Below are 25479 nucleotides of genomic sequence, written 5' to 3'. Positions count from 1 at the left end.
GCGTGAGAGGAGGGACCGCTGGCTTCGCGAGCAGCGCCCGCCCCACCACTATCTATGACTTATCTGAGATGCCGGTTTGAGCGGGGCTAGGAGTTCGAGGAAGTGGAGCTTGACTTGTCGGTGCTGTAAAAACCGGAGCCCCTAAAGACCACGCCCACATTACCAATTTTTTTGCGGAGTTGGTTTTGGTGACAGTTGGGGCAGACGGTGAGCGGCCGGTCAGAAAAGGACTGCTGTTTTTCAAGAATATGGCCGCAGTTTTTGCACTGGTAAACGTAGATGGGCAAAGAGGCTCCTCAAGATACTGTGTCTGTGGGCTGTTATCGGTAGTCTATTCTACTCTGTCCGCCCCTTTCCTTTTTCTGTCGGGCCCAGAGGTTTGATGCCGGACTCTGTCAGCACACTGAAAATACGGGCGTCGTGTTCCTGGGCCGGTAGTCGGTCAAGGATTTCGCGGTCAAAGACTACCCCGATGGTGATGGGTCCCGGGCCGGAATCGGTGGCGGCAGGAGAGCCGGCTAGCAATCTGTCATAGTAGCCTCCACCCTGGCCCAGCCGTGTGCCGCGGCTGTCGTAGGCGAGTGCGGGTATCAGGCGAATATCGGCGGTGTGGAAGACGTCCTGTCCCAGGGACTCACCGAGAGGCTCACGAATACCCATGCTGTTGGTGGTGAATCTACCCTGCCGGGACCACGGTACCCAGTCAAGTCGACCCCGGGAGAGGACCCGGGGCACGATGATGCGGTGACCGGCATCGGCCAGTTTTTCGAGACCGGGCATGATGGGAGGCTCGATGCTGACGGGGAGGTAGGCGGCGATGGTGAGCCGGCGTTGAACCCGCTGCTCTGTGTGGGCCGTGAGGTCCAGCATATGGTGGGTGTAGTTGGTGGCGTAGCTTGCGTTGTGCTGTGCGCGTGCTGCCCGTGCCTGCCGCAGCGCGTATCGCAGCAGTTTTTTATGGAGGGAAATATTTGGCGTCAGGTTTTCCATGGACCGCAACCTTTCCTGCTTTTTGTATCCGTGTCTTATCGGTGGAAATGTCATACCCAAAAATAAATGCGTGGTCGGGTATTGTTGAAGCTATGACTGACCAGAATCAAAAGCCTGTGACCAAAGCGGTGATTCCCGCGGCGGGTTTGGGAACCCGTTTTCTGCCCGCTACCAAGGCTACTCCTAAAGAGATGCTTCCCGTGGTTGACCGACCGGCAATTCAGTATGTTGTGGAGGAGGCCGTGCGGGCGGGCCTTGAAGACATTTTGATGATCACCGGCCGGAATAAGCGAGCTCTTGAAGACCATTTTGACCGTGTGCCCACGCTGGAAGATCAACTTGAGTCTCAGGGTAAAGATGCCCTTTTGCAGACCGTGCTTGATTCGAACCATCTGGGGGAGATCCATTTTGTGCGTCAGGGTGATCCCAGGGGCCTGGGTCATGCGGTGCTTCGCGGTAAAGTGCACGTTGGCGATGAGCCTTTTGCCGTGCTTTTGGGCGATGATCTCATTGATGAAAGAGAAGAACTGCTAGCCGAGATGGTGCGGGTTCAGCAGCAGACCGGTGGCTCCGTTATTGCCCTGATGGAGGTTCCCCGCGAACAAATTTCTGCCTACGGTTGTGCGGCGATTGAAGCCACCGATGGTGAAGACTTCTTTAGGGTGACCGAGCTGGTGGAGAAACCTGCCGTTGACGAGGCGCCCTCAAACTATGCGGTGATTGGCCGCTATGTGCTCTCGCCCAAGGTGTTTGAGGTTCTTGAGAATACTGAACCCGGCCGCGGCAGTGAAATTCAGCTCACCGATGCCCTGCAAGCCCTGGCCAAGGGAGACGGCGAGGGCGAAGGGGTCTACGGTGTGGTCTTTAGGGGCCGCCGTTTTGATACCGGAGATAAGCTGAGCTACTTGAAGGCAAACGTGATTCTTGCCGCGGAGCGTGATGACCTGGGCGATGAGTTGAGGTCTTGGCTTCGGGAGTTTGTGGCCGATTAGGGTTTCACACCGTGATGCCGGGCTGCTATGCCTGGATTGCGGGGTTTTTCTACAGTGAGATATGTGACCGGGCCGTAGCCTACCTCGGTAGGCTACGGCCCCTATGTGTTTGCGGCGTATGTTGTCTGTGGTTGAGGCCCACCGGTCGGGTCTGGGCGGGGGTGTGCGGGGTAGCGGTGGTCGCGCAAACAGGAAAAATAAATTATGAGGGTGGAATAGAACGTGTGCGCGGTGCGAGAGTCCTAGGAAAATATATTTTTTCTCAGCTAAACTATTGAGGTACTAATAAAAAACTTTTGTGATGGCATACGGTGGTGGCGCGCATGGTGTGGTTGGGTGCAACGAGTGTTCTTCTGCTTATTGCGGTGGCGGTTGTTGTTGCACTACCCCGCCTTTACCGCCGGCGAAATTATGGGCAGATTCACGCTGAAAGACCTGCCGAAGACATTGTGAGCGCGGAATCCGCCGAAGGCGGTAGGCCGGTTTCTGGGCCCGATCCGGATGGCGGAGAGCCGGTTGATAGTGTAGGCCATGCGGGGGACAGCGCGCCCTCTCTGCGTATCAAGTATGATCGCTTAGTACTTTTTTTACTGGGACTAGTCGCGCTACTTAGCAGTTTTATTCTGGTATTTGTCTCTGCTCTGGGTTTACTGAGTTGGTTGTGGCCGCTAGCTGCCGGTAGCCTGGCCCTGGCCTCGGTGGTGTTCCTGCGCTTTTTAGCGATCCGCGACGCGCGTGTCCGCGGTGCGGTTGCCTCGGATACAGGCTCGGCTTCTATCGCTGTACCGGTGTCGGATACTGACCGCGGGGCACGAGACAAATCCCGGCAGCGAGCGGGGCAGAGGCCCGTCAGCCAGGCTGCCAAGTCGCTGCGGCAGGCACGGACCCACCGGGGCGGCGTGCGTCCGCACCTTGAGGGAACGTCCGGTGCGGAGGAGCTTGGGCTGCGAGTAAAGATTGAACCGCGGTTTGAGTCCGCGATAGTGCCTTGGCAGCCCACAGAGGTCCCCCAACCCACCTACCTGGAGTTTGACGAAGTGCCACAGCAGCCTCTTCAGCCACCCGTCTATGAGGAATCTCAGGTGAGGACTCTGGCGCAGGCGCGGCGGGTGGCGGAGGAGCCGGGAAAGCTCAAACTTGATGAAATCCTCAAGCGCCGTCGGGCCTCCTAATCAAATAGAGCGTTTCTGGCCCCTTCAAAGACGGGCGTTTTCGCAGTATCTTGAATGTAGGCTGATTATTTCTACCACCCGTAACGACCAAGGAGCCTGCGGTATTCATGGCAACTCACCATCTTGAAGTTGAACGTAAATACGAAATGATTGACCCCGATACTCCGGTCACAAAAATTGACTGGTCCGGGCTTGATCAGCTCAGTGTTGGCGAGGTGGTGGGTGAACACCTTGAGGCAACCTACTATGACACCGCAACCGGCGCGCTGGGGAGGAACATGGTTGCTTTGCGGCGTCGTTTGGGGGGTTACGATCAGGGCTGGCACATTAAGTTTGACGATAGGGCGGGGGCCCGCCACGAAATCCACTATGACCTGGTGTCCAGTCCCAAGCAGGTCCCCGCCGCTGTGCAGCGGTTTGTGCGTACGGTGACCCAGGGGGAGGAACTCGTGGAGTCCGTCTCGTTGGTGACAGAGCGCGAGCGCACCGTTTTGCAGGATAGGGCCGGCACCCAGGTGGCTGAGATTTGTGATGACACGGTGGTGGCCACGGACTATTCGACGGGGCTTGAGCGGCGCTGGCATGAGTGGGAGATTGAGCTGCTGGACCGGGGCCTGGTGTCTGCCTCCGATATTTTTTCTCTCTGTGAAGAGGTGCTTTTTCCTCTGGGGGTGAGACTGTCTGGGTCGCCGGCTAAGATTGCCCGTGCGCTGGGTAAGGACCCCGAATTTGAGGCTCGGAGGCTGGGGCAGGATCCTGTTCGTGATGAGCGGGAGTCCGAGACAGAACCGGCTGGGTCTACCCGGCGTCGTCCGGCGGCAGCTGCGGATTTGCTGAGGGTATCGCTGGGTGGGCTCACCACGGATCTTATGCTGTGGGAGCTGAAATTTCGTGCCGGTGCTCCCGATGCTGTGCACGGTCTGCGGCGGACCACCCGCAAGTTGGAGTCGGTGTTGAGGTTTGCCGCGCGCCCCTATGCGCGGGCTGAGGCTGACAGGCTGGAGTTTGACGCCTGTGCCGGGGCGCTCAAGCACCTGGTGAAGAAGCTGTCTCCCGCGCGGGATATTGACATTGTGGACGACTATCTTACCGGGGCGGCGATCCGTCCGGGGGCGGTGAGCGAGGACAGTCGCCGGGTGCTTGATGAGTTTTTGGACGAGGACCGTGTCGAAACCCAGACCGCTGTGTTGCGTGCCCTGGATACCGAGGAGTATCTGCGGTTGCGTAAGGCACTGTTGGGTATTGTGTCCCACCTGGAGGATACCGTTGTTTTACCCGCTACCGTGGCTTCCTACGTGGGCGAGGTGGCGCACCGTATCGGCGAGTGCGTGAGGGATTTTGGTCGGGGAGACCTGGGACAGCTGTGGAAGACTGACCCCAATGATTTTGCCTATAACGAGTTCAATAACGACCCCCTCTTTAGGATACGGCGTGCAGCACAGGCGGGAAGTTACTGCTTGAGTGCTCTGGTGCAGGCGGGTGCGGGTTTGAGTGAGGATCAACAGAAGCTGCTGGAGACCTGTGCGGGTTTGCACCGGGAAATTTCTGTGCTCTCCGATGAGCAGGTGACCCTGGTCTGGCTCGAGTCGGTTGCTCGGCGTGCCCGGTACCGGCGGCTTGACCGCCTGGGGGTCGGTTATCTGATGGGGCGCAGTAGCTACTATGCTGTGGGGTTGCGCATGAGTGAGCACAGTTTTGTTGCCGGAGAGCTTGCCGCTCTTGAAGGGCTGAGTTTTCGCTAGGGTGCGGGTATAAAAAGGTGCCCGGCCGAAACGGGGTTTCGGCCGGGCACCTGCATCACACACAGGAAGAAAAGTCTTCGAAACCATCCGGTTCTTGCTTCCCACAAGCGTTACGAACCATTTGGTAATAAAAATATTACCTAATTCGACTGCTCCTTGGCTAGCCCCGACAAGAAAAAATTTAAGATCACCTAAAAGTCTACGTAGGTCAGCCTAAATTTCTATCTGTTCCCGCGAGTTTCCGGGCTTTGGCTAGAATTATGAGACTCCAGAGGAAGGAAGCTACCGTGTTCTGAGATCCGCTTGCAGGCTCATAAATACATCGGGGCGGTTTCCGCATACGGAGGGGAGGCTAGACTTAGAGCCGTGATTGAATGGATCGAAAGCCTCCATTGGGCGTGGGCCATCGGCTTCTTTTGGGCGGTAGGTATTGTGCGAACCTCGGTGATCTACCTGCTGGGGTGGCTCGCCGCAGCCGGCGGGTCTCGATTCAGCTATATCCGGGGGGCGATGGGCACCCCCGTCTATCTGCGAGCGCAGGCATTCATCCACCGCTGGGGCGTGCTAGCCGTACCCCTGTGTTTTCTCACCCTCGGCTTTCAAACCGCGGTAATTATCACCACGGGTTTTACCCGGATGCCGCTACTGCGCTGGTTCCCCGCCATGCTCGCGGGCACCCTCATTTGGGGCTGTATCTACGGCACGGTCGGTATGGCGGTGGTACAGGCATGGTTACTGCAACCGGGTCTCATCGTTACGCTCCTGTTCCTTCTGCTGGTCACTGTGGGTGCCGTTCACCTCTATCGGCGTCACAGTATGCGTAAACCCTAGCTTTGCCGTGCTACTTTTAGGCTATGAATAGCATGCGTCACCGGCAGAGTAGCGAGCTTCTGCTTTTTCCCTCCGCCCTCCCCGATAGCCAGCAGCCGGGGCTGCGGGTCGGGTATGTCCCCGGAGTGATGCCCGGGAAATGGTTTAGCCGCTGGCACGGACGCTATGACTCGCGCTGCAAGCTGCACGAGCTGGCCCTGGCAGAAGACTGTGGGCTTGCCAGCTTGGCCGCGCACACAGATGATTTCGGGTCCCACCGTCTGACAGATATGGTCTTCCTCAGACCGGAGCGGGAGCCAGATTCTCGGGATAAAGAGAGATACCACGCGGTAGAGCTCTACCGCGAAAAAATGGTACTGGTGCTCCCCAAAGACCACCTGCTGAGCCTCTATGACGAGGCGGTTCCTCTTCGCGAACTCGCCCAAGAAACCATGCTACAGCCACCGCAGAGTGTGCCCCGCTGGGCAGAAATATCAGCCGAGCACCGGCGGCAGAAACCGCAGCCTCTACCGCAGATGCGCACCACCGAAGACGCAATCGAGCTGGTAGCCGCCGGGCTGGGCCTGCTCATCACGCCCATGTCTCTCGCCCGTCTCTACCACCGTAAAGACCTCACCTACCGTGCGGTGGATGGTCTGGAAGAGAGCCCGCTCGCCCTGGTCTGGGAACGCCGGGAGCGAAGTGAGGCGGAAGAGAGTATCATTCAAGATTTTGTTGGCATCTGCCGGGGGCGCACTAGCGCGTCCGGGCGGGGGAGTAGTCCGGTGACGGAAGCCAAAAATACTCGACCCCAGGGTAAGCTGTCCCCACCGGCGCAGAAGCGAAGGGTATCAGGCCGACAACGGAAGCGGGTAGGTGTCCGGTCGCGGACTAGGCGGCGCTGACAGCCGGCCGTACCGGGTGTAGCAGTCTCAGGTGCTGTTCCCGGTATACGCTACCGGTTGGCCTCTCCACCGTGGGTTTGCGTATCCTGTCCGGCCCCGGTATCGGAGACGATCGGGAACGACTGCGTCTTGGGGCCGGTGTACTGGCGGATCACCGACTGGTTGAGCAGCGGTATCCGGTTGCCCGAGCGGTCGAGAGCATTTTTGAGTGCCACCCGCAGGACCCGCGCCACCGCCCACTGCTCGCTGGGGGCGGTTTTCACCGAAAGACGCAGGGTTAGCGACTCACCGGACACCGACTCGACCCCCAAAACCTCCGGCTTACCGTATATATTCTTGGCGAGTTCGGGGGCGGAGAGCGCATCGTTGGCGGCGCGAAGGAGCAGCTGAGAGATCTGCTCAATATCGGAGTCATAGGGGATAGGGAGGTCAATATTGGTTTTTGACCAGCCCTGAGAAAAGTTGCCCACGCGCAGAATTTCACCGTTGCGCACGTGCCACAGGGTGCCGTCGGCATCGCGAACCTGGGTTACCCGCAGCCCCACCGATTCCACGGTTCCGGTTGCCTCACCCAGGTCAACAAAATCACCGATCCCCAGCTGGTCTTCGGCAACAATAAAAATCCCTGACAGGTAGTCTTTCACCAGCGACTGGGCACCGAAAGACAGCGCCACACCGGCAATACCGGCCGAGGCAATGACGGGGGCGATATTGAAACCCAGCTCAGAGATGATCATGAGGATAGCCACGGTCCACACCGTGATCGAGGCTACCGAGCGCAGTACCGAGCCCACCGTTTTGGCCCGCTGAGCCTGTCGCGATGTGGAGGCAGCACTATCGGCGGTCCAGCGGGTACCGTTTTGCACGATCCGCGCTGAAGTACCCCGCGCCACCGAGTTGGTGATTTTACGGATAATCACGCTCAGCAGGGCCCGGACCACAAAGGCGACGGTCAGAATCACAACAATGCGCAGGGGGTGATTGAGCCAGAAGTCTAGACTGAACACGGTATCCAAAACCTGACCGGTGGCGTCAGCGGCAAAAAGGGGTGGTATATCGTTCAGCGGTAAACCCATAGCCACCAGTGTAGAGCACGCTACCGTGAATAAGCCTGGTGTAGTCTTCGCAGAAACGGTTAAGATGGGGACTATGGCTCTTGTGATGGAAACTCGCCCGGCGGCCTACTCGGTTATTATTGAGCGCGGGCAGATTCTGCTGTGCCACTACCGCACCTATGCCGCCTCCGGGCAGCTTATTCAGGGCTGGACTCTACCCGGCGGTGGTCTTGAGATAGGGGAACAGCCGAGCGAAGCCGCCCGGCGTGAGGCCCGGGAAGAAACGGGCTATACGGTGGCGGTAGAAAATCTGTTGGGGGTGCAGGCAGCATATTTTCCCGGCAACGGCGGCTCGGTCTTCTGCGCCCTGCGCAGTGTTTACCGCTCACACATTGTTTCGGGTGAACTTGTCTGTGAGCGGCAGGGCAGCACCGATAGGGTGGAGTGGGTTCCGCTGGATCGGCTCGATGACAGGTTGCCGGTATCGGACCGTCACCGGGCGGCGCCGTCGCTACTGGATACAGCGGCAGACATGCTGGGCTACGGGAACGCCCGAGACTGGGCGAACACGGCACGAGAGGGACGGGCATAGAAGTTGATAAAGCTACAAAAAATCGGTGCTGTGCTGGGGGTAGCCACCCTGCTTCTGGCAGGGTGCGGGCAGGAGAGCCAGGTCAATACCGACCCGTCGGCCTCAGCTTACGGAACGATTCGCATCTCGACCGGGATCTCTGAAGAGACCGCTATTATCGCGGCCATCTACGGCAAGGCCCTGGAAGAGGTGGGCTACCGGGTGGAGCTGGTTGATACCGGTAGCGATCGCGCGGGTTATCTCACCGCGATGGAGGGCGAAACCCGGGATGGCGGGGGCAGTGCAAGCCCCTCGTCAGCTATAACAAATAACCCCGACACCGTTGACCTGGTAGCCGACTACTCCGGTAATCTGCTGCTCTACCTCACCCAGGACGGTACACTGAGCCCCACCCATATTGAGCAGCAGCGGCAGGCCATGGCCAGTTCTTCGCCCAGTGCGTCCTACTCCTATGGGTGGGGTGATAACAGGCAGGCGGCCGGCGAGGAAGCGGCCGATGAGGCCCGCACCGAAAGCGCCGAACCCAGCCCGGCGGCCCAGACCGGGCAGCCGTCGCCAGAAAGCAGTACCGCCGATGCCTCGGCAAGCCCCACCGGGTTCAACATTAACGCGCTGAGCTCCAGCGGTATCACCGATACCATTGCGAGGGTGCTACCCAGCTCGCTGTCACTGCTCAACGCCTCAGAGGCACAAAATCGTGACGCCCTGGTGATTACCAGGGCAACGGCCACCCGGTACAGTATTCAGACCATTGATGACCTGGCCAGTCACTGCGGGGAGCTCACCTTTGGCGGGCCCACCAGTTTTAAAACCCGCTCCTATGGTCTACCCGCCCTCGAACAGCGATACGGGTGCACACCCGAAGCCTTTGTCGAAGAAAACGACCAGGGCGAACTCTCCGATATGCTGGCGAGCAACCGGGTGCAGGTAGCCGACATTTTCTCGGCCAGCGCCGATATCGACGACAACGCCTACCGGGTTATTGAGGGTACAGATTCCCTGTTTATTCCCCAGCAGATAGTTCCGGTGATGAAAACAGAGGAGCTTCCCTCTTCAGCCCGTGACGCTATCAACGGTGTGTCTGCCCGGTTGACCTCGGACGACCTTGAAACATTTAGCCGTCTCGCCAGCGGCGACGGCGCGCTGGGCAGGGATGAGATAGCAGCATTCTGGATTAACCAGACCCGAGGCTAAAAAGGGTAATCTATATCTCATGGTTTTCAAACAGTCCACGAAGCTCAATAATGTTCTCTACGATATTCGCGGCCCCATCCTTGAGGAGGCCCACCTCATGGAGTCCCGCGGCCACCGTATTCTCAAGCTCAATATTGGTAATCCGGCACCCTTCGGCTTTGAAGCACCCGAGACTATCATGATGGATATTATTGAGCACCTCAACGTCACCCAGGGGTATTCGGATTCCCGAGGACTTTACTCGGCTCGTACCGCCATCGTGCAGTACTACCAGAACGAGGGCATCATGAATATCACCACCGATGATGTGTATCTGGGCAACGGGGTTTCTGAGCTTATTCCCATGACCTTACAGGCGTTGCTCAACCCCGACGACGAGGTGCTCATTCCCTCTCCCGACTACCCGCTGTGGACTGCTTCAACGCAGCTTTCCGGGGGTAGGGCAGTATCCTACCTGTGTGATGAGGAGAAACACTGGTACCCCGATATTGACGATATGCGGGCAAAAATTAGCGAGAACACCCGCGCAATCGTGGTGATCAACCCTAATAACCCCACGGGGGCGGTGTATTCGCGGCAGGTGCTACAGCAGATCGTTGACCTTGCCCGCGAGCACGAGCTGGTGATTTTTGCCGACGAAATCTACGAGAAAATTATCTACGACGGTGCGACCATGACCCACCTGGCCGCACTGGCCGGCGATGACGTGCTGTGCCTGACCTTCTCGGGGCTGTCTAAGGCATACCGGGTGGCCGGTTACCGGTCTGGTTGGGTGGCTATCTCTGGCCCCAAGCACGCGGCGGCTTCTTATATCGAGGGTATTAATCTGCTGGCTAATATGCGCCTGTGCGCTAATGTGCCGGCCCAGCACGCGGTGCAGACAGCGCTGGGTGGCTACCAGTCGATTCAAGATTTTATCCTGCCCGGTGGCCGGCTGAGAGAGCAGCGGGATCTTTCTTACCGGATGCTCAACTCGATGGAGGGTGTCACCTGTGAGCAGGCCCAGGGTGCGCTCTACCTTTTTCCCAGGATCGATACCGAGAAATTTAATATTGTCTCTGACGAACAGTTTATTCTTGACCTTTTGAGGGAGCAGAAGATTCTGCTCAGTCACGGGTCAGCCTTTAACTGGGGCAAGCCCGACCATTTCCGTCTGGTTTTTCTCCCAGATACCCGCACCCTCAAAGATGCGCTGGAGCGGCTGGGCAATTTTTTGAGCGATTACAGGCAGAGCTAGGGTGTGGGCGCCGGGGTAGCGGTCGGGCAGCCTAGTCGCGGTCTTCTTTCTCATCGTCGCGGTGCTGTGCTGCTGCCAGCCGGGCCCGGGCGCCGTCGAGCCATGCCTCACAGCGGGCCACCAGTTTTTCGCCGCGCTCCCACAGGGCCACGGTCTCTTCAAGGTTGGATGCCCCCGATTCCATGCGGGTCACCACCTGCATGAGCTCGGCCCGTGCCTGCTCGTAGGAGAGCTCTTCTACGGGTACTCCCGCGGTGTCTTCCCTAAATTCAATTCCGTCGGCCATCTTTTCTCCTTAGTGTTCGGTTTCTGGTAACTCTGTCGCCGTGACAGTGGCATGGGCGGTACCGCGGGCTGCACGGATCTTTAGTCCGGTGCCATGAGCGAGGCCGGCCATGTCGGTGACCAGCCCCCCGTCTTCGGTCTGGGTCAGCGTGTACCCGCGTTCAAGGGTTTGCTGGGGGGACAGAGCCTGAACCCGGGCGGCTAGTTGGGTCACCATCTCGGTGTCCCGTGCCAGCTGTGCACGCGCTGAGGTAGCGGAGCGTGCTCTGAGCCGGTCAATATCTTCTTCCCGTTGAAGCAGTGTACTCTCCGGTGCCAGCAGCGCCGGGCGGGAATGCAACTGGGCTATGTTTTGTGCCTCCCTGTCGATCATGAAGGTGAGTAGCCGTTTGAGGGATTCGCGTGCCGATGCGATGCGCAGTTTTTCGTCGTCAACATCGGGAACAATCCGTTTACCGGCGTCCGTGGGGGTGGAGGCTCGCAGGTCAGCGACGTGGTCGAGCAGGGGCGAATCCGCCTCATGTCCGATCGCAGATACCACGGGGGTGTGCGCCGCGTAGACGGCTCGTACCAGGGCCTCCTCGGAGAAGGGAAGCAGATCTTCGAGGGAGCCGCCGCCACGGGCAATCACAATCACGTCAACCTCGGGATCTGCGTCAAGCTCCCGGAGGGCACCGGTCACCTCGGCAAGCGCGTGGACACCCTGAACCGCAACCTCGCGGACCTCAAAATCGACCGAGGGCCAGCGCAGGCTGGCATTGCGGATCACGTCTTTCATAGCATCGGAATCACGGCCGGTGATCAAACCTACCCGGTGGGGGAGCAGAGGCAGGGCTTGCTTGTGCGAGCTATCAAAGACCCCTTCGGCAGCAAGTTTTTTACGCAGCTTTTCTATCCGCTCCAGCATGGTGCCCAACCCTACGGGTCGAATTCCGTGCCCCAGCATGGAGAGCCGGCCGGTCTTGACCCAGAAATCCGGTTTGAGCCGGACAACCACCCGCTGCCCGCGTTCCAGTTCTTCGGTGAGCCGTGCGGTCTCGTTGGCGAAAAGGGTGACCGGAACAGAGACCTCCTCGTGAACATCGCGAAGGGTCAGGTAGGTGACCCGGGCTCGCCTGTTGAGCTCGATGATCTGCCCCTCAACCCAGGTCTCGGGGCATTTACCGATATGCTGGTGCAGCTTATCGGATAGCAGGTGCAGGGGCCAGGGGTTCTCGGGGCTGGTGTCACGGGCCAGGGCCGCCGGTAAGCGTTGCTGATCGGGGTGAAAACCGGCTTCCGGTGAATTTCTCATACACATATCCTCGCACGGGAGACTGACAAGATAAGGGGATTTTGCCGCTAGCGAGAGGAATCGGTGAGATTCCTTCCCACCCCGGGCTACCCTGCCTGTTCGACTCGTCAGAAAAACAAGAAGGTTTGAACTATCTACGGTTATAAACCTATACTATACTAGTCTCATATTTAGGTATGTGTTGAAATTTTATATTATATCTTCTTATAAAGGTTTAGCTGGCCATCGTTAACATTTTTAACCTGCGTCGCTCCAAAAATTTTGTTGTTTGATTCGATCTGTAAAATAATGCATTTTCGTTTAGAATGGGTTGGAAATTTTGAAGAAGAATTTTATGCACGAAAATAAGCTGTTCCCTCCTCTGGAGTCCGTATCAATTTTTGGGACACAAATAAGCTACATGTTAACGTCGCTCATTGCCCTGTATACGCTGAGTGCTACATCCGTAGAGGTGGGTTTACTGACCGCAATCAACTATGTTCCGGTGGTAATATTAGGTATACTCTTTGGATCAATTATAGATTCTGGTAAGCCCATTAGGATTGCCATACGATCAAGTATTTTTAGAATTCTGTTGATCGTCTTGCTGTCTATAATTTTTATAACCGGGTACGGTGATATGAAATTATTATTCATTTTTTCTTTTTTGCTGTCAACTGCGTCAGCTAGCTACGATATTAGTGTGCAGAGCATTATTCCCACAATCTATAAGAAGGGTGATATTCCAAGGATAAATTCACAGTTTGAGTTGGGGAGATCTGTGGGAAATACTGTGGGACCAACGCTGGCTTCATTCCTTGTCGCAGCCGGAGGGGCTGGCTTGGGTTTTATATTCCTAAACCTCACCTATATACTGGGGCTGCTAGGGCTGAAAAGCCTAGGGGGTAAAGATGCGAAAATGGTTCAGAAACAGAATAGGGGGAAGCTATCTCGAATACTTAGAGATATGGCTGAAGGGGTGGATTACCTCGTGGGTCGCAGGGATATAATGGCGGCAGTCATGATGGGGTGCGTGGGTAATATTTCTAGCTCTGCACTAAGTGCTCTAGCATTTTTCTATCTAAAGTCGGAATTTCATTACACTGCTGTTCAGATAGGTTATGTAGCTTCTATTTCTGGATGTTTATCAATAATTATTGCCTTATTTTCACGAAAGATAGCCGGTAGGGGAAACGCTTTTTCTGTAATGTATATATCGGTTCTTGTGATAATAATATCGACGGTAGTATTCAGTCATATTGTATTCTCTGGAATACTTGGTGTAATCACATCAGGTCTTTTATTGGGTGCTGTTTATTCTTCAAATATAATTTTTAATATACGAATGATATCGTATCGACAGGTAACCATACCTTTAAATTTTTTAGCGCGGTCAAACTCTGTTTCTAAAAGTCTAATCATGGTATCTTTACCTGTGGGGGCTGCGGTGGCCGGAGTCTTGTCGTCGGTAATATCGACGAAAAGTACAATAACCCTCATTGGCATAATTACTCTGATTGTATTTGTGGGACTAGGATTCATCTTTCAGAGGGTAAAATGGGCGGAAGACCAAGAGCTGTAAAGTGTGAGATCATTTGACACGTGTTGACGCAAAGGTATGGTTGTTTTCTGTACCTACTTTTCGCGGTACCTTAGAGCCATGACAGACCCAACCCAGAGGATTCCTGTAAGCGGTAGCTGGCACAATCGAGCCGTTATCGAACATAACCGAACCAATTCCGGATACAGCCCCCGGCCCGCAGACGATACGGCCACAGGCCCCTCACGTGCGCGACTGGCCGGCCTGCGAATACTCATCTGCCTCTTCCTGGCCCCGCTATCCCTGGCCCTTGCAGCATCGGGGGCACTGGCCTGGTGGACACAAACAACCCTGGTTGACCCGCAGGGCTTTTCCACCGTGAGTAACAACCTAGCCCGGGACAGTGACTTTCAGAAACAGATGGCCGAGGCGGTCACCACGGATATCATGACCTCAGAGGCTATCACCTCATCTCTGGGTAACGGCAATGAAAGCGGCCTGCTGGGTGGGGCGCAGAACTTCGTTTATAACCAGGTGCAATCAGCTGTCTCAACCGCGGCAGATACCGTGGTCCGGTCAGAATCATACCCGCAGATCTGGCAGCAGGTGATGGCAGACACCCACACCTACAACCTCGACAACACCGATCAGCCCGCAGCCCTCGATATCTCCGCCGTCTACAGCGCGGTTGACACACAGGTGGGCAGTATCCTGGGCTACGACCCCGATATTGCCGCCGCCGGCAACCCAATACTGAGCTTCGATTCTCCCACCGCCGGCAACCCGGTTCACCGCAGTATTATGGCGGCAAAAAACTACGCCGGCAGCTGGGCCCTCCAGCTGGGGGCATCCCTGCTCGCCCTACTCATAGCCTTCCTCCTCTGGCCCGCCGGCCGCTTCTACTTCGCCTCGGCGGTAGTGCTCATCGCTGCTGCCGGTACCTGGATCATCAGCGGCCTCACCGGGTACCCCGCATCAGCGGTTTCCTCCCTCAACGCTTCCACAGAAATTGGCCGGGTATTTGTTCGCGGTCTTGCCACAAGCGCAGCAGAATCACTGACGCAATTCGCCGGCTCACTGGTTCTGCCCCTACTGGTTTTCGCCCTGCTACTCTTTCTGACGGGAATTGCTCTCCAGATAACCCGGCTCACTGCGAGAGCTGCCACAGCCAGAACCCGAAACCGCAACAACCACGTAGGATAGAGGCTATGCCAACAACACAGGTCGAATCCTCAATTCCGCTGGGCCTCCCCAGGGTGCCTCGCACACGCCGCACCCGCCAGGAGGTGGAAGCCGCCGGCCCCGTGACCGGTGAAAAAAAAGTTCTTCTCGCAGCCCCCCGCGGCTACTGCGCTGGCGTAGACCGTGCCGTGATCGCCGTTGAAAAGGCACTGGACCACTACGGGGCCCCGGTCTACGTGCGCAAGCAAATTGTGCACAACCGACACGTGGTAGAAACCCTCGAATCACAGGGAGCAATCTTTGTTGACGATGTGGATGAGGTCCCCGAAGGCTCTGTGACGGTTTTCTCAGCCCACGGGGTATCGCCCGCTGTAGTGGAGGCGGCAGAGGAGCGCTCCCTCAACACGATTGACGCCACCTGCCCGCTGGTCAATAAGGTACACCGGGAGGCGGTTCGTTTTGCCAAGCAGGACTACGATATTCTGCTCATCGGACACACCGGCCACGAAGAGGTGGAAGGCACCGCCGGTGAGGCTCCCGACCATATTCAGATAGTGAATTCCCCGGACGAGGTTGACTCGGTCACGGTGCGGGACCCCGAGAAAGTGGTGTGGCTTTCACAAACCACCCTCTCTGTTGACGAGACCCTGGAAACGGTTGCCAGACTCCGCGAGCGTTTTCCCTCCCTCCAAGACCCGCCCTCAGACGATATCTGCTATGCCACCTCTAACCGTCAGGGAGCTATTAAAGAGATTGCCCCGCGGGCTGACCTGGTGATTGTGGTGGGCTCTGCCAATTCCTCTAATTCGGTGCGTTTAAAAGAAGTCGCCCTGGAGTACGGGGCCAAACGCGCTGAGCGTGTCGATTTTGCCGACCAGGTCGATGAAACCTGGTTTGAGGAAGTAGCGACCGTGGGGCTGACCTCCGGCGCCTCCGTGCCCGAGGTGCTGGTGAGACAGGTGCTGGCCCTCCTCGAAGACTACGGCTACTGCCGGGTAGAGGAAGTAGAGACGGCCACCGAGGATATTCTATTTTCACTCCCCAAAGAACTGCGCGCCGCCCTCAAAAATGATTCCAACGCGGGTAGGCAACTGGGCGGACGGGGTGCTAAACCCACTCGCTAGGGTGCGGGCACCCAAGGTCCCGGCGGCGCTCACCTGTCGTCGCCGGTCAAAAATTCTGGGGCGGTCAGCGGCTTGGTCACTGAGTCCAGGGGCTGAGGAGAAAGCTTGGTGCCCAGCGAGGCAGAATCGAGCTCAGCTATCTTGCGGGCGGTCACAAACACGCGGGTTTCCAGGGAACCCACCAGGCTATTATAGGATTCTACCGTGCTATTGAGCCGCTTTCCCATCGAGGTAAGATGGGCCCCGGCCGTCCCCAGGCGCTCATACAGCTGCTGCGAGAGCCTAAAGAGCTCGCGGGCATTATCGGTCAGGGTATCCTGCCGCCACGAAAACGAGATAGCTTTCAAGGTAGCCAACAAAGAAATGGGGGAGACCAGAGCGACCTTCTTAGCCGCAGCATAGTCGAGAAGACCCGGGTCTGCCCGCAGAGCGGCGGAGAGCGCCGACTCCACAGGGATAAAACAGAGTACCAGCTCCGGTGAAGAGTCAAAACCGTCCCAGTATTTCTTATGGGCCAGGGTATCAACGTGCGCCCGGACGGCTTTGACGTGCTTGGCCAGCGCCTCTTGAACCTGCCCACCCTCTGCCTCCTGCGCAGAAAGATAGGCGCTCAGCGGTGCCTTGGCATCAATGACCAGAGTTTTGTCACCCGGAAGATACACCACCATGTCGGGACGCACGGTGCGGTCTTGATCACGAGAGCTGGTGGCACCTGCCGAAACCTGCTCCGCGTAGGAGACGTGCGGGGTCATCCCTGCCGCCTCAACCACCCGCCTCAGCTGGGCCTCACCCCAGGTGCCGCGCGCAGATGAAGACCTCAGAGCACCGGAGAGCGACTCCGTGAGGTTGCGTAGCTGCTCCTGGGCGTGGGCGGAGGACCTCAGCGCCTCGGCCACCGCACCGTACTGCTGGGCACGCTGGTGCTCCATATCGCGCACAGAATTTTCCATGGTGGCCAGCCGATCTTTGACCGGGGTGAGTATCCGGAGCAGATCAGAGTCACTGCGATTGCGCTCCTCCAGGTCCGCAAGCTGGCTGGAAAGAAGGTCACGAGCTGATACCGCTGCGGCCAGTTCGGCACTGAGCCGGGCATTCTGCTGCTGGAGGGCCTCGGGGCTACCGCCGGTGCGTCGGGCCCCGTACCAGCCGGCCAGGGCGCCGAGCACCAGCGCCAAAAGTACCGCAAAAATGAAGGTAGAAAAAGCCATGCCTTAACTGTGCCAGAGAGGTCTGACAAAATAGGCGCGCCCACCCTCACAGCCACCCGTTCTCTGTGGCACGGTGTACCGCCTCAAACCGGTTTTCGGTCCCCAGCTTGGCAATCGCGCTGGAAAGATGATTACGCACTGTTCCCTGCGAGAGATAAAGGTGCGAAGAAATAGCTCGCACCGACGCACCGTCTTGAGCCGCCAATAAAACCTCGCGCTCGCGCTCGGTCAGCGGCGATGATCCTACCGAAAAACTTTCAACCGCCAGGGCCGGGTCAATCACCCTCAGCCCCGCATGAACTTTACGCACAATCTCGGCAAACTGAGCAGCCGGGGTATCCTTGACCACGAACCCGCTGGCCCCGGCATCCAGGGCACGAGCCAGGTAACCGGGCCTGCCAAAGGTGGTCACCATAATTGTTTTACAGCTAAGACCCAGGTCTGTCAGCTGACGGGCAACCTCGATACCGGTCATGCCGGGCATCTCTATATCGAGTAAGACCACATCCGGAGAGCACTCCCTCACGGTTTCTAGCACCGTATCGCCGCGGGAGCAGCTCCCCACCACTTCAAGATCAGGTTGCAACGAGAGCAGGGCGGAAAGAGCCTCCAGCACCAGCTGCTGGTCATCGGCGATCACAAGTTTAATGGTGCTCATGGTCTCTGTCCCGTCAACGGCGATGTATCCCCGTTCATGGTAACAAGAACCCGTGTGCGGGCACCGGTTTCAATGATTAGGTCTCCGCCGGCTTCTTTGACCCGCTGTTCTAGGCCGGTGAGGCCGTTTCCCGGAACCATATGCTGACTGCCACCGTCATCGATGATCTCGATACGGTTTGCGCTGATACGTACCCAGCAGTTTGCCGCCCGGGAATGACGGATAACGTTGGTCACCGATTCCCTCAACACCCAGCTAAACAGAGCGGCGTTACTGGCGGACACCGGCGGAGTTTGTTCCGGGAGGTGGGCGGTGATCCTGGCGGTTTCAAGGCCCCGGCGGGCTGCCTGAACTTCACCGGCCAGGTCGGGGGATTTGATGCGGGTGACGGTGGCTCTCACCTCGGCGAGAGCGGTGCGCGAGAGATCGACAACCTGTTTCATCTCGCGCTGTGCCCTGTCGGGCGCGGTATCGATCAGGGTGGCCGCCAGCTCCGCTTTAAGGTTGATGACGGTGAGGGTGTGACCGAGAATATCGTGAACATCGCGGGCAATCTTTTCGGAGTTTTGAGTCCGTGCTAGCTGAAGTTTTATCCTCTCCCTCTTCTCCTCGATCGAGGAAAAGAGGGAGAATATTACGATAAAAAGTGTTGCGAAGAAGAAACCGATAACGCTGTACTGAAAAGTATCAAAATACACCCAAATCATCGCAACGATAATGAGACTGGCAAGCCCTACACCCGTGAGAACCCCGATAGGCTGGCCGACCTGAAAACACCAGAGAGCAACAAAATAGGTGCCCAGGTACAGCGCCCAGGGGCCGATCAACGGGATAAGCAGCAGGGTAGGGATAGCCAGAAGCAGAGACCAGACGATAGCCCTCTGCCAGGAGCGTGCGGCGGACACCAGCCCGTTAGCCCCGTAGGAGAGCAGATAGATGACGGCAAAACCAATCAGCAGGGCTACCCCCGCGGCCTTACCCACCGGCCCGTGCTGGGATGAATTCAGGAGGAAAGCTGCGGGGAAAAAGAGGAAAACCAGCCAGACCCCGGCAAACCCCGCCGTGACCCAGTCAAAAGGGGAAAGAAAAGCGGCTATTTTTTTCATAACAACTCCTAGCGAGAGGTGCTCCTGCGCCTCACGAGCAGGGCAGAAAGAATAAAGACAGCACCCCAGCACACAAAATTAACCACCGCATAGTTGACGGGTTCGGTCACATACCAGTTATCTGCACCCATAACAATGGTATCTCCACCGGTAAAAGGGTAGCGGGAGAGCTGGGTGAGGCCGTACAGGGGAGTCAGACGGGCGTAGGGGAGAAGAGAGCTGGGCAGCGGGCTGAAGGTGGTTCCAAAAAAGCTGAAGAACACCACGAGACCCGCAGCCACCGATACCGCCCGAGCATTCTTGACCACCAGGGCTATGGCGGCACCGTAAAAAGAGAATATGCCGGCCCCGGCCACGGTGACCAGCGCGCACAGCAGCTGCTGCTCTACCGGAATACTGGCTGAGGATAACAGCGCGGCAAGGTTGACGGCCAACACCGGTAAAAGCCCGGTCACCAGAGCTCTGGCAGCCCTGGTGAAGGCGAGAAGGCCGGCGGTAGCCGGGGTCAGGGCAAGCTGACGACCCCAGCCATCGGTGAGCTCAACCACCACTGATCCCGAGGCGGAGACGGTGCCGCTGACCGCGCCGTAGACCGCCATACCCACCATGACGTAGGCGGTGGCGTTACCGGACCGAACGGGGTAGTCCCCGTAGTCCTGCATCACTCCAAACAGAAGGTACATGCCGACCGGGAAGACGAGAAGGTAGAAGAGGGTGGAAACATTGCAGAGTGACTGTTTGAGGTCGTAGTAGGTGAAGGTGAGCGGGTGCACGGTGCTAGCTCCTGGAGAATCTTATGGGTGGTTGCCCGCGGTGAGGCGGGTAAATTCGTCGGTGAGGCTGGGTGCGGAGACTTCGAGGTTCTTCACCCGGTAGTGGGTGAGCAGAAAACGCAGCAGGTCCTCCGCCCTGGGGGTTCTTAGCCGGTAAGAGTTTCCCATTTTTGTGAAGGCGCTAACCTCTAAGTTGGTAAGGTGCTCTGGGTTGAGCGCGCTGGTTTCGGGGAGGTCAAAGGTGATCAGGCGGGATGCGGTGGCTGCGCGGAGATGATCTACCGAATCGTTGGTGAGGACAGCTCCCCGGTCCAGGATCACGATACGTTGGGCAAAGTTTTGCGCTTCGTCGAGGTGGTGGGTGGCAAAGATGATGGTCTTTCCCCTCACAGCTGCCCGGTGCATGGTTTCCCAAAAGCGCGTACGAGCGTTGACGTCCATACCGGCGGTGGGCTCATCGAGGACCAAAATATCAGGGTTGCCCAGGAGAGCTAGGGCCAGGCGGACGCTTTGTTGCTGTCCGCCCGAGCAGCGGGAAATTTTACGGTGGGCGATGTGCGCTATACCGGCGGTTTCAAGTACGGTTTCAAGCGAGGCCACGGGCTTGGGGTAGGTGGCCGCAACCATGGCTACCTGGTCTTTAACGCTGAGATCTTTAAGGAGCCCACCGGACTGTAGGGTGGCGCCCAATTTCCCGGCAGTGACAGCCTCCCCGGGTTCCATGCCCATGACCCGTATATGTCCTGCGGTGGGCTGGGAGAGACCGAGCACCATATCGAGGAGGGTGGTTTTCCCGGCCCCGTTTTTACCCAGCAGGGCAAGGATCTCACCGACTCGAACGGAGAGACTTACACCGTTAACGGCGGTGAGCGGTTTCCCGCGTACCCTAAAAATCTTGCTGACCTGCCGTATTTCGACTGCCCGATCTGTGTTCATACCCCGATATTTTCACCGTTAGAAATCTGCGGGAAGGTGCAAAAGTCACGATGAGACGCTGACAGTTGTCATGGGCAGGCGATCGGTGGGCGGAGCACACGGCGTGATGATAAACCCCGTTATCGCTGTCTCAGACAGTGTATTCTGAGTAAAAAGCCTAGCCGGAGGATCCCCATGAACGCTCACGCCGCCCGGGTGCTTAACTATTGGTGGGCTTTGGAGATGTTCATCTCGCGTGAGATTCCCAAGCTTGAATCTGCCCCCTATACTGAGCTGGCGCGCGCGGGAAAACAACGCACCAGCGACTGGAGCCAGGCGGATGATTCCTTTCCCTGGGAAAGTACCACGGTGCTTCCCAGGCCGCACCCGCGCAAAAACGGTATGAAGGTGACGGAGTATGTGTGGGCCCACCGGGTCTACCTGGGCATCTATGACAATTCACGGGCCTACAGTATGCTGTCAGAGCTTTTCGGGGAGGACTGGGAGCCCGGTGAACGCAAGGGACAGGGCGAAGGCGCGGTGGCGCTGATACCGGTGAGTAGCAATGGCAAGATACGACTGGGCAAGGTTGTTCTGTCGTCCATGATATGGGCGGCGGCCAGAGTGAGCCCGTCCTCCCCGGATAATTTTGGTTCTCCCCGGGATTTCGCCGAGGCACAAAAACGGGTCAATGAAGAGATACGGGCCTACGAGCTGAGCCGGATACGCAGTTGTCTGAAAATAGACCGAACCGGTGGCGAATTCCAGAACGATAACGAGCTGCTAGCCCACCAACTGCCGGTCACCAGAAATACTTTTAACGATATTTTGGCTATTATCGCGGGGGTGCTCGGAACGGGTCCCTACTGGCAGCCGCAGACCGGTGGCCGCGGGAAAGACAGCAAGGGTCTCTATAGCGATAGGGTGCGCATCACCTCCTACCAGGTGCCCAAGGCCACGCAGGAGAACAGCGAGAGCTCCGATACCGACATCGATAATTTTATAAACAGTTTTCACTTGCACGACCTGGGTAGTATTTTTCTCAGGGTGAGCTCGGGCGAAATAACCCCGGCCCTGAAAACCTACCTTGCTGAAAAAGCAGAGCCTAGTCAGGGGGATCGGGTCGATCTTTTAGCTAACCCGCATCGGGCAGATGACCTGCTTGACCCCCGCTATATTCCGGCCGGCCGCTGGCCCTCGAATCCTGCTTATTCGTTGGCTCGTGCTCAACAGTTTACGGTCAATCGCCTGCTCAAGCACCACCGGGAACGGGGGCAGGTGCTCGGTGTGAACGGGCCGCCGGGCACCGGTAAAACCACGATGCTGCGAGATATTATTGCCGCCCTGGTCACGGAGAGGGCCGATAAGCTGAGCCAGCTGGATAACCCAGCAGAGGCCTTTAAAAAAGAAGGTATTCCGTACACCTACCGGGGAGAGCAAAAAATATTTAACCCGCTGATTGATGCCCTCACCGGCTATGAGATGGTGCTTGTCTCCAGCAATAACAGCGCGGTAGAGAATATTTCTACAGAGATACCGGACAGGCAGGCCTCGACTGATAGTGGTAGCTGGCTCGATGCCGACTATTTTTCGGACCTGGCCAGTCTCCTGCTACAGGAGACCAAGGACCCGTACGGAAAGACCGGGGAATTCTTTGATGCCTGGGGTGCCGTGTCGGCCCGTTTCGGAGCATCGAAAAACAGGTTCACATATATGCGGCACCTGCTCTATGGCGGTACCCTACGGTTGAAAGATGAGGCGGGGAGACGGCATACAGAAAAACTCGAGGGACTGGGCGACCTGCTGAAAGATCCAGCCGGGCCCGAGGAGTGGCAGCAGGCGAGACAGGCTTTTATCCGGGCCCGGCAGAGAGTCGAGCAGATACGCCAGGAGTGCGTGAGAGCTAACCAGCGGCGGGAAAAACTAGCCGATACTATCAGGAGGCTAGGCCTGCTTGAAGAAAAAGACAGGGGCGATAGGCGGGAACTGGACCTCGTTCGGGATAGCTATCAGCTGTCTATCCGGGAGGTATCAGCCAGCGAAGAGCACTACAGCGAGGCCCGGGACCGCCATGACCGTCAGCGGGAATTGAAACCCGGCTGGTGGGAGAACCTACGCAGTTTTGGGGCGCTGAGGACACAGTGGCGTGAGGAACTGCAGCGGCTCTCCACGGTGGTGGACGCTACCCAACAGTTGCACAGGAAAGCCAGGGAAGGTCTTCGGCAGTGGGAGGAACGTTGCCAGAAGCTTGAAAAACTGGTGGAGCAGCAGCAGGTCAAGCTGGTTGACCTTCGGCAGCGGGTAGATCAATACCGGTCTGCTGTCAAAGAGGATCGACGCGTTTTTGGGGATTTTTACCCCGATCAGGACGATGAGCGTCAGCGCGAACTGTTTGCGCCCTGGTTAACAGAAGATTTTAACAGGGCCCGCTCCGATCTGTTTTTGGCGGCCCTTGACCTGCACCGGGCCTTTATCTATGACAGCCGAACCCATATGCGGCCCAAAATTTTATGTGCGAATTCAGTGGTGACGAATTCGGCAGAGTCACCCTCTCCCCAGCTGAGGCGGGCAGCCTGGCAGGTATTTTTTATGGTGGTACCCACCATATCCAGCACCTTCGCGTCGGTGTCCAACATGTTTACCGGACTGGGGCGAGAGAGCCTGGGCTGGCTGCTGGTTGATGAGGCCGGGCAATCTAACCCGCAGGAGGTAGTGGGCGCCCTCTGGCGCACTCAAAATATGCTCGCGGTGGGGGGACCCGCTCCAGCTTCAACCCATTACAAATGTGCCGGATAAGGCGCGGAAATATATGGCTGACTACTACCGCCTTCCCGAAGATTGGATGCCGCTGCCGGCTTCTCTGCAGACGGTAGTTGACCGGGTTGCCCGCTACGGAGCCTACCTGGGGCAGGACGACGACCGTCGCTGGGTCAGTGCTCCGCTGCGGGTGCACCGCCGCTGTGAGTCACCCATGTTTGAGATCAGCAACCGGGTGGCCTATGACGGCATGATGATCTCCGCCACGGTTCCGTCGGAGGGCTGGCATAGCCCGGGTGCGCAGGTGTACCGGAGCCTTTGGCGGAACACCGAGTTCAGTAACCCCGATAGCAAAGTTCAGGAGAGCGACTTTCAGGTATTTGCCGATCTCATGACATATCTTGAGAAGGTGGGTGTGAGTCCCTCGGAGGTGATTGCTATTAGTCCTTTCCGGGATATTTCTGCGAGGCTCAAAAAACTGCGGGGGAAATATCCGGGGCTGAGAGCCGGAACGGTACACACTGCCCAGGGCCGGGAGGCTCCGGTTGTGGTGCTAGTTCTGGGTACGGCTGAGAGTGCCGATGGGTCTCGGCAGTGGGCGGCGAGTACCCCTCACCTGGTTAACGTTGCTGCCAGCCGGGCTAAGCGGCGGCTCTATGTGCTGGGTAATATCGGTAAGTGGGGGTCGCTGCCCTACTTTAACACGATGCTGAGTGAACTTGGGAAGGGACAGACCCGGCAGGGTAGCTAGCAGCGGTAGTGGCTCTTGAGCGCGTATGATATGTAGCGATTGGCTGCGGTGCGCGAGATATTCGGTGCGGTGGTTTTGTGCAAGGTATTGAAGAAACCAGGTAAGGATTTTTGTGGCTCTAACTATTGGAATTGTGGGTCTGCCCAACGTGGGCAAGTCAACCCTCTTTAACGCGCTGACCAAAAACACGGTGCTGGCGGCTAACTATCCCTTCGCCACCATTGAGCCCAATGTCGGTGTGGTGAACCTGCCCGATGAGCGGCTGGGGCGGTTGGCGGAGATTTTTTCGTCGGAGCGGATAATACCGGCGACCGTGTCTTTTGTTGATATTGCCGGTATTGTGCGCGGGGCCTCGGAGGGGGAAGGGCTGGGCAACCAGTTCCTCGCTAACATTCGGGAGGCGCAGGCGATTGCGCAGGTGGTGCGGGCTTTTGACGACCCCGATGTGGTGCATGTGGACGGTAAGGTTGATCCGGCCTCCGATATGGAGACCATTAACACCGAGCTGATTCTTGCCGATCTTCAGACCCTGGAGAATGCGATTCCCCGCCTGGAGAAAGCGGTAAAAATTAAGAAGGGTGACGCCTCGCAGCTGGCCGAATACAGGAAGGCGCAGAAGGTGCTGGAGGAGGGGGCGACCCTGGCATCTCGGGTAGACGAAGCCGATATTGACCTGACCCAGTTGCGTGAGCTGAACCTGCTGACCGCTAAGCCTTTTATCTACGTTTTTAATGCTGACGACGGCGTGCTGGCCTCCGAACAGAAACAGAAGCAGCTGCGCGACCTGGTAGCCCCTGCCGAGGCAGTTTTCTTGGACGCAAAGCTGGAGGCCGACATGGTGGAACTCTCCGAGGAAGAGGCCCGCGAGATGCTGGAGATGAGCGGGCAAGAAGAATCCGGGCTGGATCAGCTGGCCAGGGTGGGCTTCTCAACCCTGGGGCTACAAACCTACCTGACGGCCGGCCCCAAGGAGGCCCGGGCCTGGACCATCTCTCGGGGCGATACCGCCCCGCAGGCAGCCGGGGTCATCCACACCGATTTTGAGCGAGGCTTTATTAAAGCTGAGGTTGTTTCTTTCGCCGATCTCGACGCCGCCGGTTCCATGAACGCGGCCAAAGCAGCCGGTAAGGTACGCATGGAGGGTAAAGACTACATCATGGCCGACGGAGACGTGGTAGAGTTCCGTAGCGGGCTTACGTCTGGAAGTAAGAAGTAACG

24 protein-coding genes are annotated in these 25479 nt (G+C 57.6%); 14 read left to right on the top strand and 10 right to left on the bottom strand.

Features of this window, described 5'->3' with window-relative positions:
• Positions 1–86 precede the first annotated feature (86 nt).
• On the bottom strand, positions 87–287 hold the full coding sequence (locus ACS1BR_RS03185; RefSeq protein WP_463560032.1) for an FmdB family zinc ribbon protein: 201 nt from the start codon (positions 285–287) through the stop codon (positions 87–89).
• A gap of 49 nt (positions 288–336) precedes the next feature.
• Positions 337–990, bottom strand: coding sequence for a 5-formyltetrahydrofolate cyclo-ligase (locus tag ACS1BR_RS03180; RefSeq protein ID WP_463560031.1), 654 nt, complete (start codon positions 988–990; stop codon positions 337–339).
• A gap of 92 nt (positions 991–1082) precedes the next feature.
• Between ACS1BR_RS03180 and galU the strand changes: the two genes are divergently transcribed.
• From galU to ACS1BR_RS03155, 5 genes are all read left to right on the top strand, one after another.
• Positions 1083–1982 (top strand): UTP--glucose-1-phosphate uridylyltransferase GalU, encoded by a 900-nt coding sequence (gene galU, locus ACS1BR_RS03175; RefSeq protein WP_463560030.1) that lies wholly within the window; start codon positions 1083–1085, stop codon positions 1980–1982.
• Positions 1983–2305: 323 nt separating this feature from the next.
• Positions 2306–3154 carry a hypothetical protein gene (locus ACS1BR_RS03170; RefSeq protein ID WP_463560029.1) on the top strand — a complete coding sequence of 283 codons (849 nt, stop codon included), beginning with the start codon at positions 2306–2308 and terminating at the stop codon, positions 3152–3154.
• 107 nt (positions 3155–3261) lie between these two features.
• Positions 3262–4896 carry a CYTH and CHAD domain-containing protein gene (locus tag ACS1BR_RS03165; RefSeq protein ID WP_463560028.1) on the top strand — a complete coding sequence of 545 codons (1635 nt, stop codon included), beginning with the start codon at positions 3262–3264 and terminating at the stop codon, positions 4894–4896.
• 366 nt (positions 4897–5262) lie between these two features.
• A complete protein-coding gene (locus ACS1BR_RS03160) occupies positions 5263–5727 on the top strand; it encodes a DedA family protein (RefSeq protein ID WP_463560027.1) in 465 nt (154 codons plus the stop codon).
• A 23-nt stretch (positions 5728–5750) separates the two neighbouring features.
• Entirely contained in the window at positions 5751–6611 is an 861-nt protein-coding gene (locus ACS1BR_RS03155; RefSeq protein ID WP_463560026.1) for a LysR substrate-binding domain-containing protein, read from the top strand.
• A gap of 50 nt (positions 6612–6661) precedes the next feature.
• Here the strand turns inward: ACS1BR_RS03155 and ACS1BR_RS03150 are convergent, their stop codons facing one another.
• Positions 6662–7687 (bottom strand): mechanosensitive ion channel family protein, encoded by a 1026-nt coding sequence (locus ACS1BR_RS03150; RefSeq protein ID WP_463560025.1) that lies wholly within the window; start codon positions 7685–7687, stop codon positions 6662–6664.
• A 25-nt stretch (positions 7688–7712) separates the two neighbouring features.
• Between ACS1BR_RS03150 and ACS1BR_RS03145 the strand changes: the two genes are divergently transcribed.
• From ACS1BR_RS03145 to ACS1BR_RS03135, 3 genes are read left to right on the top strand one after another with little or no spacing between them, the layout of a single operon-like run.
• Positions 7713–8258 carry an NUDIX hydrolase gene (locus tag ACS1BR_RS03145; RefSeq protein WP_463560024.1) on the top strand — a complete coding sequence of 182 codons (546 nt, stop codon included), beginning with the start codon at positions 7713–7715 and terminating at the stop codon, positions 8256–8258.
• A 30-nt stretch (positions 8259–8288) separates the two neighbouring features.
• Complete coding sequence (locus ACS1BR_RS03140; RefSeq protein WP_463560023.1) at positions 8289–9452, top strand: glycine betaine ABC transporter substrate-binding protein; 1164 nt, start codon at positions 8289–8291, stop codon at positions 9450–9452.
• Positions 9453–9471: 19 nt separating this feature from the next.
• On the top strand, positions 9472–10689 hold the full coding sequence (locus tag ACS1BR_RS03135) for a pyridoxal phosphate-dependent aminotransferase (RefSeq protein ID WP_463560022.1): 1218 nt from the start codon (positions 9472–9474) through the stop codon (positions 10687–10689).
• Between the two features lie 31 nt (positions 10690–10720).
• Here the strand turns inward: ACS1BR_RS03135 and ACS1BR_RS03130 are convergent, their stop codons facing one another.
• Together ACS1BR_RS03130 and xseA are read right to left on the bottom strand one after the other, a co-directional pair.
• A complete protein-coding gene (locus tag ACS1BR_RS03130) occupies positions 10721–10975 on the bottom strand; it encodes an exodeoxyribonuclease VII small subunit (RefSeq protein ID WP_463560021.1) in 255 nt (84 codons plus the stop codon).
• 9 nt (positions 10976–10984) lie between these two features.
• On the bottom strand, positions 10985–12268 hold the full coding sequence (xseA, locus tag ACS1BR_RS03125; RefSeq protein WP_463560020.1) for an exodeoxyribonuclease VII large subunit: 1284 nt from the start codon (positions 12266–12268) through the stop codon (positions 10985–10987).
• A 334-nt stretch (positions 12269–12602) separates the two neighbouring features.
• Between xseA and ACS1BR_RS03120 the strand changes: the two genes are divergently transcribed.
• The 3 genes from ACS1BR_RS03120 to ACS1BR_RS03110 all read left to right on the top strand — a co-directional run bounded on the left by ACS1BR_RS03120 (position 12603) and on the right by ACS1BR_RS03110 (position 16093).
• The gene (locus tag ACS1BR_RS03120; protein ID WP_463560019.1) at positions 12603–13829 is read left to right on the top strand and encodes an MFS transporter; all 1227 of its coding nucleotides are present in this window, start codon (positions 12603–12605) and stop codon (positions 13827–13829) included.
• A gap of 78 nt (positions 13830–13907) precedes the next feature.
• A complete protein-coding gene (locus tag ACS1BR_RS03115) occupies positions 13908–14990 on the top strand; it encodes a hypothetical protein (protein ID WP_463560018.1) in 1083 nt (360 codons plus the stop codon).
• Between the two features lie 5 nt (positions 14991–14995).
• Complete coding sequence (locus tag ACS1BR_RS03110; RefSeq protein ID WP_463560017.1) at positions 14996–16093, top strand: 4-hydroxy-3-methylbut-2-enyl diphosphate reductase; 1098 nt, start codon at positions 14996–14998, stop codon at positions 16091–16093.
• A 29-nt stretch (positions 16094–16122) separates the two neighbouring features.
• Here ACS1BR_RS03110 and ACS1BR_RS03105 read toward each other — a convergent pair whose 3' ends face one another.
• The 5 genes from ACS1BR_RS03105 to ACS1BR_RS03085 are packed head-to-tail and all read right to left on the bottom strand — an operon-like array spanning position 16123 to position 20774.
• Positions 16123–17301 carry a DNA recombination protein RmuC gene (locus ACS1BR_RS03105; protein ID WP_463560016.1) on the bottom strand — a complete coding sequence of 393 codons (1179 nt, stop codon included), beginning with the start codon at positions 17299–17301 and terminating at the stop codon, positions 16123–16125.
• A 46-nt stretch (positions 17302–17347) separates the two neighbouring features.
• A complete protein-coding gene (locus tag ACS1BR_RS03100; protein WP_463560015.1) occupies positions 17348–17959 on the bottom strand; it encodes a response regulator in 612 nt (203 codons plus the stop codon).
• Positions 17956–19065 carry a sensor histidine kinase gene (locus tag ACS1BR_RS03095; protein ID WP_463560014.1) on the bottom strand — a complete coding sequence of 370 codons (1110 nt, stop codon included), beginning with the start codon at positions 19063–19065 and terminating at the stop codon, positions 17956–17958. Before ACS1BR_RS03095 ends, ACS1BR_RS03100 begins: the two co-directional genes overlap by 4 nt.
• Before the next feature lie 8 nt (positions 19066–19073).
• Entirely contained in the window at positions 19074–19838 is a 765-nt protein-coding gene (locus ACS1BR_RS03090; RefSeq protein ID WP_463560013.1) for an ABC transporter permease, read from the bottom strand.
• Positions 19839–19859: 21 nt separating this feature from the next.
• A complete protein-coding gene (locus ACS1BR_RS03085; RefSeq protein ID WP_463560012.1) occupies positions 19860–20774 on the bottom strand; it encodes an ABC transporter ATP-binding protein in 915 nt (304 codons plus the stop codon).
• Positions 20775–20948: 174 nt separating this feature from the next.
• Between ACS1BR_RS03085 and ACS1BR_RS03080 the strand changes: the two genes are divergently transcribed.
• From ACS1BR_RS03080 to ychF, 3 genes are all read left to right on the top strand, one after another.
• The gene (locus tag ACS1BR_RS03080) at positions 20949–23549 is read left to right on the top strand and encodes a hypothetical protein (RefSeq protein ID WP_463560011.1); all 2601 of its coding nucleotides are present in this window, start codon (positions 20949–20951) and stop codon (positions 23547–23549) included.
• A gap of 13 nt (positions 23550–23562) precedes the next feature.
• Positions 23563–24261, top strand: a complete 699-nt coding sequence (locus ACS1BR_RS03075) for an AAA domain-containing protein (protein WP_463560010.1) — start codon at positions 23563–23565, stop codon at positions 24259–24261.
• A gap of 112 nt (positions 24262–24373) precedes the next feature.
• Complete coding sequence (gene ychF / locus ACS1BR_RS03070) at positions 24374–25477, top strand: redox-regulated ATPase YchF (protein ID WP_463560009.1); 1104 nt, start codon at positions 24374–24376, stop codon at positions 25475–25477.
• Positions 25478–25479: the final 2 nt, after the last annotated feature.

Source organism: Rothia sp. 18CD1-1 (genome assembly GCF_055285355.1).
Note: the sequence above shows the minus strand (reverse complement) of the source record. Positions and strands in the feature narration are given on the sequence as shown.

Bases quoted from the DNA above. Each gene is read 5' to 3' on its own strand.
- ACS1BR_RS03180 (WP_463560031.1), bottom strand. From the start codon at position 990: ATGGAAAACCTGACGCCAAATATTTCCCTCCATAAAAAACTGCTGCGA.
- galU (WP_463560030.1), top strand. From the start codon at position 1,083: ATGACTGACCAGAATCAAAAGCCTGTGACCAAAGCGGTGATTCCCGCG.
- ACS1BR_RS03170 (WP_463560029.1), top strand. From the start codon at position 2,306: ATGGTGTGGTTGGGTGCAACGAGTGTTCTTCTGCTTATTGCGGTGGCG.
- ACS1BR_RS03165 (WP_463560028.1), top strand. From the start codon at position 3,262: ATGGCAACTCACCATCTTGAAGTTGAACGTAAATACGAAATGATTGAC.
- ACS1BR_RS03155 (WP_463560026.1), top strand. From the start codon at position 5,751: ATGAATAGCATGCGTCACCGGCAGAGTAGCGAGCTTCTGCTTTTTCCC.
- ACS1BR_RS03150 (WP_463560025.1), bottom strand. From the start codon at position 7,687: ATGGGTTTACCGCTGAACGATATACCACCCCTTTTTGCCGCTGACGCC.
- ACS1BR_RS03135 (WP_463560022.1), top strand. From the start codon at position 9,472: ATGGTTTTCAAACAGTCCACGAAGCTCAATAATGTTCTCTACGATATT.
- ACS1BR_RS03130 (WP_463560021.1), bottom strand. From the start codon at position 10,975: ATGGCCGACGGAATTGAATTTAGGGAAGACACCGCGGGAGTACCCGTA.
- xseA (WP_463560020.1), bottom strand. From the start codon at position 12,268: ATGAGAAATTCACCGGAAGCCGGTTTTCACCCCGATCAGCAACGCTTA.
- ACS1BR_RS03120 (WP_463560019.1), top strand. From the start codon at position 12,603: ATGCACGAAAATAAGCTGTTCCCTCCTCTGGAGTCCGTATCAATTTTT.
- ACS1BR_RS03115 (WP_463560018.1), top strand. From the start codon at position 13,908: ATGACAGACCCAACCCAGAGGATTCCTGTAAGCGGTAGCTGGCACAAT.
- ACS1BR_RS03110 (WP_463560017.1), top strand. From the start codon at position 14,996: ATGCCAACAACACAGGTCGAATCCTCAATTCCGCTGGGCCTCCCCAGG.
- ACS1BR_RS03105 (WP_463560016.1), bottom strand. From the start codon at position 17,301: ATGGCTTTTTCTACCTTCATTTTTGCGGTACTTTTGGCGCTGGTGCTC.
- ACS1BR_RS03100 (WP_463560015.1), bottom strand. From the start codon at position 17,959: ATGAGCACCATTAAACTTGTGATCGCCGATGACCAGCAGCTGGTGCTG.
- ACS1BR_RS03095 (WP_463560014.1), bottom strand. From the start codon at position 19,065: ATGAAAAAAATAGCCGCTTTTCTTTCCCCTTTTGACTGGGTCACGGCG.
- ACS1BR_RS03085 (WP_463560012.1), bottom strand. From the start codon at position 20,774: ATGAACACAGATCGGGCAGTCGAAATACGGCAGGTCAGCAAGATTTTT.
- ACS1BR_RS03080 (WP_463560011.1), top strand. From the start codon at position 20,949: ATGAACGCTCACGCCGCCCGGGTGCTTAACTATTGGTGGGCTTTGGAG.
- ACS1BR_RS03075 (WP_463560010.1), top strand. From the start codon at position 23,563: ATGGCTGACTACTACCGCCTTCCCGAAGATTGGATGCCGCTGCCGGCT.